The following is a 6,723-nucleotide window of genomic DNA, read 5'->3' on the forward strand; positions in this document are numbered from 1 at the left end:
GAGGTGCGCTACACCGAAGCCGCCAAGCCGGTGAAGAAGCTGCCGAAATGGCGGCATCCGTTCGGCGTGCCCAACGAGATGCATTCGCACGGCATGATGGCCAACTACCGCACCGCCGGCCTTGCCGACATGGCGATCGCGATCAGGGAAGGCCGGCCGCATCGCTGCTCGATGGAACTGGCGCTGCATGCCGTCGACGTCATGACCGGCCTGTTGCGCTCGGGCGAGACCGGAAAGTTCGTTGCCATGCAGACCAGCTGCGAGCGGCCCGCGGCACTCGGCGTCGAGGCGGCGAAGGAGCTGCTGGCGAAGAAGAAAACGAAGTAGGCGGCGCACCTCCCAAGCACCGCAAAAGCCTCTCCCCGTTTTCGCGGGGAGAGGCTAAGGGTGGGGCCGAAGTCGACTTGCCCGTCATCGCGGCGGCAGCCGTCGGGCTCGTTTCGATATGAGGATTTTCCATGCCCTATGTTCCCGCCGAAAACCGCTACGAAAAGATGATCTACAATCGCTGCGGGCGGTCCGGCCTGAAGCTGCCGGCGATCTCGCTTGGGCTGTGGCACAATTTCGGCGACGACACGCCGCATAGAACCAAGCAGGCGATCACGCGCAGGGCGTTCGATCTCGGCATCACGCATTTCGACCTCGCCAACAATTACGGCCCGCCGCCCGGCTCGGCGGAGCGGGCCTTCGGCGAAATCCTGCGGACGGACTTTGCCGGCTATCGCGACGAGCTGATCATCTCGACCAAGGCCGGCTACGAAATGTGGGCAGGACCTTACGGCGAATGGGGCGGCCGCAAATATGTGCTGGCCAGCCTCGACCAGAGCCTGAAGCGCATGGGGCTCGACTATGTCGACATCTTCTATTCGCACCGCTTCGACCCCGACACCCCGCTGGAAGAAACGATGGGCGCGCTCGATCACGCGGTGCGCTCGGGCAAGGCGCTCTATGCCGGCATTTCCTCCTATAATTCGCAGAGAACCCGCGAGGCCGCCGATATATTAAAGCAGCTCGGCACGCCTTGCGTGATCCATCAGCCGAGCTATTCGATGCTCAATCGCTGGGTCGAGGATGACGGCCTGCTCGATACGCTGGAGGGACTTGGCGTCGGCTCGATCGTGTTCTCGCCGCTGGCGCAAGGCATGCTGACCGACAAATATCTCGGCGGCATCCCCGACGGCAGCCGCGCCAGCCAGGGCAAGTCGCTGCGCCCGGCATTCATCAACGACAAGTCGATCGCCAATATCGAGGCGCTGAACGTCATCGCCCGTCGCCGCGGCCAGACGCTGGCGCAGATGGCGCTGGCCTGGGTGTTGCGCCGGGGCAGGGTGACGTCGGCGCTGATCGGCGCCAGCCGGCCGGAACAGGTCGAGGATTGTGTTGGGGCGCTGAAGGCGCTCGACTTCAGCGATGCCGAGCTCGCCGAGATCGACACCTTTGCCCGTGAGTCGGACATCAACCTCTGGGCGGCGTCGGCCGAGCGCAAGGGGCCGCCGCGGAAGTAGGCGACTCCCGTTCCGCGGGTCCGTTTCCATTCGAAAAGGCGCGGCGGCGCAAACTGGCAGCTGTCTTCGACACGGTGGCCAGCGGCTAACTTTCGCCTGCCTTGAGGTTCCGCGCGGCTTGCTCGAGGGTCGCCCTGTCGTTGCCAAGCCTGTCGATCAGCTCTTGCGCCTGATCACCGGTTATCCCGGTGCGCATCGCCAGCGCCTCGACCGTCAGAACGTCGGAACTGGCGATCGTTCCAGCAGGAGCCTGGCCGGTCGTCGTCTCATCGTAGCCAAGCTCTTGCTTCGCCTGCTGCCAATGACGCTCATGCGCGCCATCCGGGCGGCCCTCGCGCAGCCAGATTTCATAGGCTCGCTGCCGAATTTTTTCATGCCGATCGTCATCCATGGCGGTTCCTCCCTTGTGGCGTTTTCACCAACGCGGGGAGCGCCGGATCGATCCTATGTTCAAGCCGATTTCGCACACATGCCGGACAAATCCCGGTCTCTCATCGAACAAACACCGGACAGACGCGTTTTGCGGAGGAACCTAGATAGCGGGCCGGCCGTTGAGCCGAACCTGAGCAAAGGAGATTACCATGGCCGACGAACCGAACGAATCCGCAACACCGAAGATGACTCAACGTGAAGCTCAGGAAGCCCTGGAGAAGCAGGTCGCGCAGCTGAGGCGCGAGATCAGCAAGATCAATCGGACCTTGGCCGAACGCGCGGAAGAGGCGATCGAAGACGCCGGCGGCTGGTATGACAACGCTGCTGAGCGCGCCTCCCGGACTGCACAAGCCCTCCGCAACAGGGCGCAGACGGTGTCCGGGGTCGTCCAGGAGAATCCTGGCACAATATCGTCCGCATTCATGCTCGGAGCGGCAGTAGGGGCGCTACTGGGCCTCACCTTGGCCGCCGCAGACCAGCGCCGCGATCGCTGGTTCTAGTCCCGACCCCAGGTTTTGGGACAGAAACGGCGGGATTGCTCCCGCCGTTCATTCGTTAGCGGGTGACGCCGGTCAGGGCGTCGCCGGCTTCTGGGCCGTGCCGAGGGCTTTGGGCGCTGCGGGTACGGGCGCTGCTGTCTTCATCTTCTCCTCGATCCAGCCGGTGTAATTGGCCAGCCGTGTGTAGATGCCGTAGGCGTTCTTGTGGCCGCAGGCGGTGCCGCCGTCGGCCGGACCTTCGCCCCAGCTGACGACGCCGACCTGCACCGGACCATCGGCGCCGGTCATGAACAGCGGTCCGCCGCTGTCGCCATTGCAGGCGTCGCGCTCGCCGCTGGCCGTGCCGGCGCAGATCATGTTGCCGGTCAGCGGATCGGCCATGTCAGCTGCAATCGCGTTGGCGGCTGCCTCGATGCCCCTTTCCGAATAACGCATGCGGCGGGCGAGCTCGCCGAGCGCTGCCTTCAAATCATGGGCATAAATCGCCTTGATGCCGCCGTTGCAGGTTGCGTTCGGCTGGAGGTCCAGGTCGGCGACCATCAGCGCGGTGGGAAATGTTCCGTCCTGCATCTTGCCCCAGCCGGTGACCGTCGTTTTGCCAGCGTCGGGGGTCGGCTCACGGGCAATTTTGATGGTCGGGGCATTGGCCGGCTCGGCCAGACGGATCAAGCCGAGATCGTTGTCCAGCGTCTGCTCGCTATAGCCCTCGTTGACGATGATCTCCACCGCCTTGTAGCGCTTGCCCTCGCTGAGATCGGTGGCGCCGGTGAGCACGGTGACCATATCAGGCGAAATCGGCTCGCCGTCGTCATTGAGGCAGTGCGCCGCCGTCAGCACCCATTGCGGCGCGATCAGGCTGCCGCCGCAGAACTGCGCATTCGCCTGCGAGGCCGGGCTTTTGTCCAGTTTACCGGTGGTCAGCAACGCCACCTGGAACGGGTAAGCGCCCTTCTCGGCCTCTTTGCCGCCGTAGACGCGATCGGCGCCGTCGGGGTTCTCCGCCCTGGCGTTGGCCCTGGCCTCGGCCACGCGTTTCATCGGCGAGATCGCCGCCTCCGGCCGGACGGCCGTGTTCCCGGCATGAACGGAATTGACGACCGGCACGGCCACCGCGATGCCAAGCAGCGCGGCGGCGGCAATCGGTCTGAACCTATGGATGATCTTCACCTCGAACCCCCTGAGACGATGTTCCGACAGGTCAGCCGCCGGCGCATGATCCACTGAAATGGAACCGGCCGGTGAGATCATGCTCCACGGCGAAGCACGATCCGTCACAAAGCCGAGCACCATTTCTGCTAGTCGTGCTGTCGAGCCAAACCCGCCCAAAATCCTATAGCCCCCCACGGGCTATGTGGAAGCAATTTGTCGTTGCCAATGTTGGATTATTTTAGGCAGTATACCGTTGCAGGCATTTTTGGCGGGGACCTAAACTGGCTGCACTGAATAATGGCCCGGTAAAGGCACCGCTAACCAATTTCATTTTTCTGCGCCACCACGATCTCGACAATATTTCTGTATCTTGATCCAGTCCTTGCTGACTTTTGGGAGAGTCTCACCATGACAAAACTGACACAGTGCATTATTGCGTCCGCGTTGCTTTCCACCGCAATGTGGGCGGTTCCTGCCTTGGCTGCCGATCCAGGTTCCGCCAATGCCGGCAACGGCGAAAGCATGCGGGACGTAACATCGGGCGATTACAAGCCCGGCCGGGCGAAATCGATCGCCCCGCCGAAATTGACCGACGACGCGGCCAACCGCACCGCGCCGCTCGCCGACGAAGCAACGGCCGTCAAATCCTATGGCATCGTCGGCCGCTCCGCCGATGGCAAGGACATCAAGATCGACCCGAACGAGACGCTGAAGGACCTTGTCATCAAGGAAATGAACGCGCCCGCCGACGGGCAGAAGTCCGATAGTTCCGGACTGAGCGGAGGCGAAGAGGCCGGCCGCCAGGTGTTCGGGACGGACGACCGCGAGCAGATCAAGAATACCAAAACCTACCCGTTCACCGCGATAGGCTATCTCGAAGGCAAATCGAAGAGCGGCAGCTACGGCAGCTGCTCGGCGACACTGATCGGCCCGCGCACGGTGCTCACCGCGGCGCACTGCCTCTACAGCCACGAGGACAAGGCCTGGCTGGACGACATCCTGTTCGTCCCGGCCCTCAACGGGAAGACCGCCGACGACGCACCGTTCGGCGCCTTCACCTATGAAAGCGCCTATATCGTCCAGGGCTTCATCGACAATTACCAGGGCTTTTACGGCTCGGTCGTGCCGTGGGATCTCGGCATCGTCACCCTGAAACAGGATGTCGGCACCAATCTCGGCTGGCTGGGCTATGCCAATTACGTGGATCTCGGCGATTTCACCGCCAACATCATCGGCTATCCCGGCGACAAGCCGATGGGCACGATGTGGAAGGCGACCTGCGAAGTGCGCGCCGAAAACATCGCCACCGAGTATTTCCAGTACGACTGCGACACGTATCCAGGATCGAGCGGCAGCTCGGTCTATGCCTATGACAATGGCTCCAAGCAGCGCGTCATCACCGGCGTGAACGTCGCCGAGAGTCCGGATGCCAATACCGCCGTGCGCCTGAACGCCATCAACGTCCAGTGGATCAACAGCCTATACAAATAGGCGTGCAGAATTTCGGCCGCGATCGTCGCGGAAAACCAGCCGGCGGCGGAGCATTTCCGTCGCCGGCTTTCGCATTTTCGGGGATTATCTGGACTGGGCCGAGGCTGGCGCCTGGCGCACATAGTTCTCGATCGGCAGGGCAAAAGTCGGCGAGCCGGCCTTGCGCTCCTTGTCGATATAGCCGGCAAAATAGCTCCAGAACGAAGCGGCATAGTCGCGGAAATAGGAGTCGGCGACCTCGCGCGAGCACAGCCTGCCTTCGACGCAGAAGGAAAGGCGGTTAAGGAAATAGACGATGCGGTCGAAATTATCACTGAACTCGGCCATTGGCATGTCGCCGCCGGTAGCGCTCATCGCTTCGATGCCGATGCGCTGTCTGAACACCTGTTCCTCGGTCGGCGTCGGATTGGCGCTGAGCAGATTGCCGTATTTGGCGTTGAGCGTCGCCAGGCGTTGCTTGAGGGCCCGTTGCGCCTGCTGGTAATCCTTGCTTTCCCAGAGCTCGACCAGCGACATCGTCTGTTCGACGCGCTTCTGCTCTTGGTTTGCCAGGAACTGGTAGACCGAAAAGATCAAGGTGAAGATGATCGCCAGGCGTACCAGCAATCCGGACCAGGCATAGACGAGCATGCGCCAGTCGCGATCGGTGAACGGGTTGGCCTCCTTCTTGACCTCGTGATTGCTTACCCACGGCAGGCCTTCGACGGTTTCCGGCAGTGACACCGGCTTCTTTTGCGGTACCGGCGCCGCTGCCTGCTGCGTTGCGTTGCCCCCCGCTCTCGTCATCCGCAGCTGTCCAGTTCTATGGTGGCGGACGGGTCGAGCACGATGCCCGGCGTCTCCAGCTTCTTCTTCAGGCAATCCAGCTGCGTGCGCGAAACGATGAACTGCACGTCAGGCTCCACCTGCGCCTTGCCCGGCGACGGCAATGGTTCGACCACGCCGCGTGAGGTACAGCTGCTGAGATCGACGACGACGGCGGTGTTGCCGGTTTTTGCGATCTGGTCGTACTGGTCGAGAAAGCAGCTCGCCAGCTCGGAGTTGATGACGACCTCCTTGGCGCAGAGGCCACAAGCCTCGTCCGCCGAAGCATTGGCGGCCAGCAATAGCCCGGCGACAAGGCCGGCGGTTGTTGCGCGCCACGAAAATACGATCCTGTTCACGAACGCCTCATCCGTTCCGTTCGGCCGCCGACAGCGGCGGTCGAAGAATGTTCATTATCAGCCGATTAGGCAAGAGGCCCGGCCGGGCACTTGATCCCGCTTCAGGCGCGCGGCACCGTCTCCATCGGGAAGATCATCACGGCGCCCTTCGACCCCTTGTCGTCGGTGAGCCGCATGGCCGATCGCGTCGCCGGCGCCATGCCGATATCGGCCAGCATATCGGAGAAGCTTGGCTGTCCCAGTCCGCGCGTTACCGAGACAACGCCCTCTTGCGCCAGGAAGCTCAGATCCTGCTTCTCGCTCTGCGGCGGCGCTTCGGTCAAGACGGCGATCATCCGCTCCATACCGAAGCTGGTATCGGTGAATTTGAACAGGCCTTCCTCGAGCACGGCGCCTTCGGTCAGGCGCTCGGCAAGAAAATGCTGGATGGAATAGTCGGAGCCGACATAGAGCACGTTGATGTCGACCAGGTTGGTCGAGCCG

7 protein-coding genes and 2 pseudogenes are annotated in these 6,723 nt (G+C 62.6%); 4 read left to right on the forward strand and 5 right to left on the reverse strand.

Annotated features, from left to right (window positions below):
* Both E5W70_RS29010 and mgrA read left to right on the forward strand, forming a co-directional pair.
* Positions 1 to 327, forward strand: a pseudogene (locus tag E5W70_RS29010) (gfo/Idh/MocA family oxidoreductase); the annotation flags it as partial.
* 131 nt (positions 328 to 458) lie between these two features.
* A complete protein-coding gene (gene mgrA / locus E5W70_RS29015) occupies positions 459 to 1,505 on the forward strand; it encodes an L-glyceraldehyde 3-phosphate reductase (protein ID WP_292664727.1) in 1,047 nt (348 codons plus the stop codon).
* 85 nt (positions 1,506 to 1,590) lie between these two features.
* On the opposite strand, the gene E5W70_RS29020 is transcribed toward mgrA, so the two are convergent.
* Positions 1,591 to 1,896, reverse strand: coding sequence for a DUF2934 domain-containing protein (locus E5W70_RS29020; RefSeq protein ID WP_292664728.1), 306 nt, complete (start codon positions 1,894 to 1,896; stop codon positions 1,591 to 1,593).
* Positions 1,897 to 2,086: 190 nt separating this feature from the next.
* On the opposite strand from E5W70_RS29020, the gene E5W70_RS29025 reads away from it, so the two are divergent.
* The gene (locus tag E5W70_RS29025; RefSeq protein ID WP_292664729.1) at positions 2,087 to 2,437 is read left to right on the forward strand and encodes a hypothetical protein; all 351 of its coding nucleotides are present in this window, start codon (positions 2,087 to 2,089) and stop codon (positions 2,435 to 2,437) included.
* A 72-nt stretch (positions 2,438 to 2,509) separates the two neighbouring features.
* Here E5W70_RS29025 and E5W70_RS29030 read toward each other — a convergent pair whose 3' ends face one another.
* Positions 2,510 to 3,685 (reverse strand): trypsin-like serine protease, encoded by a 1,176-nt coding sequence (locus E5W70_RS29030; RefSeq protein WP_292664730.1) that lies wholly within the window; start codon positions 3,683 to 3,685, stop codon positions 2,510 to 2,512.
* Positions 3,686 to 3,994: 309 nt separating this feature from the next.
* Between E5W70_RS29030 and E5W70_RS29035 the strand changes: the two genes are divergently transcribed.
* Positions 3,995 to 5,077 carry a serine protease gene (locus tag E5W70_RS29035; RefSeq protein WP_292664731.1) on the forward strand — a complete coding sequence of 361 codons (1,083 nt, stop codon included), beginning with the start codon at positions 3,995 to 3,997 and terminating at the stop codon, positions 5,075 to 5,077.
* 84 nt (positions 5,078 to 5,161) lie between these two features.
* Here the strand turns inward: E5W70_RS29035 and E5W70_RS29040 are convergent, their stop codons facing one another.
* The 3 genes and pseudogenes from E5W70_RS29040 to E5W70_RS29050 form a co-directional block, all read right to left on the reverse strand.
* The gene (locus E5W70_RS29040) at positions 5,162 to 5,863 is read right to left on the reverse strand and encodes a hypothetical protein (RefSeq protein WP_292664732.1); all 702 of its coding nucleotides are present in this window, start codon (positions 5,861 to 5,863) and stop codon (positions 5,162 to 5,164) included.
* A complete protein-coding gene (locus E5W70_RS29045) occupies positions 5,860 to 6,240 on the reverse strand; it encodes a hypothetical protein (protein ID WP_292664733.1) in 381 nt (126 codons plus the stop codon). The genes E5W70_RS29040 and E5W70_RS29045 overlap by 4 nt, the downstream gene beginning before the upstream one ends.
* Positions 6,241 to 6,341: 101 nt before the next feature.
* A pseudogene (locus E5W70_RS29050) lies at positions 6,342 to 6,723 on the reverse strand (caspase family protein); the annotation flags it as partial.

It is taken from the genome of Mesorhizobium sp. (assembly GCF_005063415.1).
Taxonomy (GTDB): domain Bacteria; phylum Pseudomonadota; class Alphaproteobacteria; order Rhizobiales; family Rhizobiaceae; genus Mesorhizobium.

What these genes read in the sequence shown, in the direction of transcription:
- E5W70_RS29020 (WP_292664728.1), bottom strand. Translation starts at nt 1,896, where the DNA reads ATGGATGACGATCGGCATGAAAAAATTCGGCAGCGAGCCTATGAAATC.
- E5W70_RS29035 (WP_292664731.1), top strand. Translation starts at nt 3,995, where the DNA reads ATGACAAAACTGACACAGTGCATTATTGCGTCCGCGTTGCTTTCCACC.
- E5W70_RS29025 (WP_292664729.1), top strand. Translation starts at nt 2,087, where the DNA reads ATGGCCGACGAACCGAACGAATCCGCAACACCGAAGATGACTCAACGT.
- E5W70_RS29040 (WP_292664732.1), bottom strand. Translation starts at nt 5,863, where the DNA reads ATGACGAGAGCGGGGGGCAACGCAACGCAGCAGGCAGCGGCGCCGGTA.
- E5W70_RS29030 (WP_292664730.1), bottom strand. Translation starts at nt 3,685, where the DNA reads ATGATCTCACCGGCCGGTTCCATTTCAGTGGATCATGCGCCGGCGGCT.
- mgrA (WP_292664727.1), top strand. Translation starts at nt 459, where the DNA reads ATGCCCTATGTTCCCGCCGAAAACCGCTACGAAAAGATGATCTACAAT.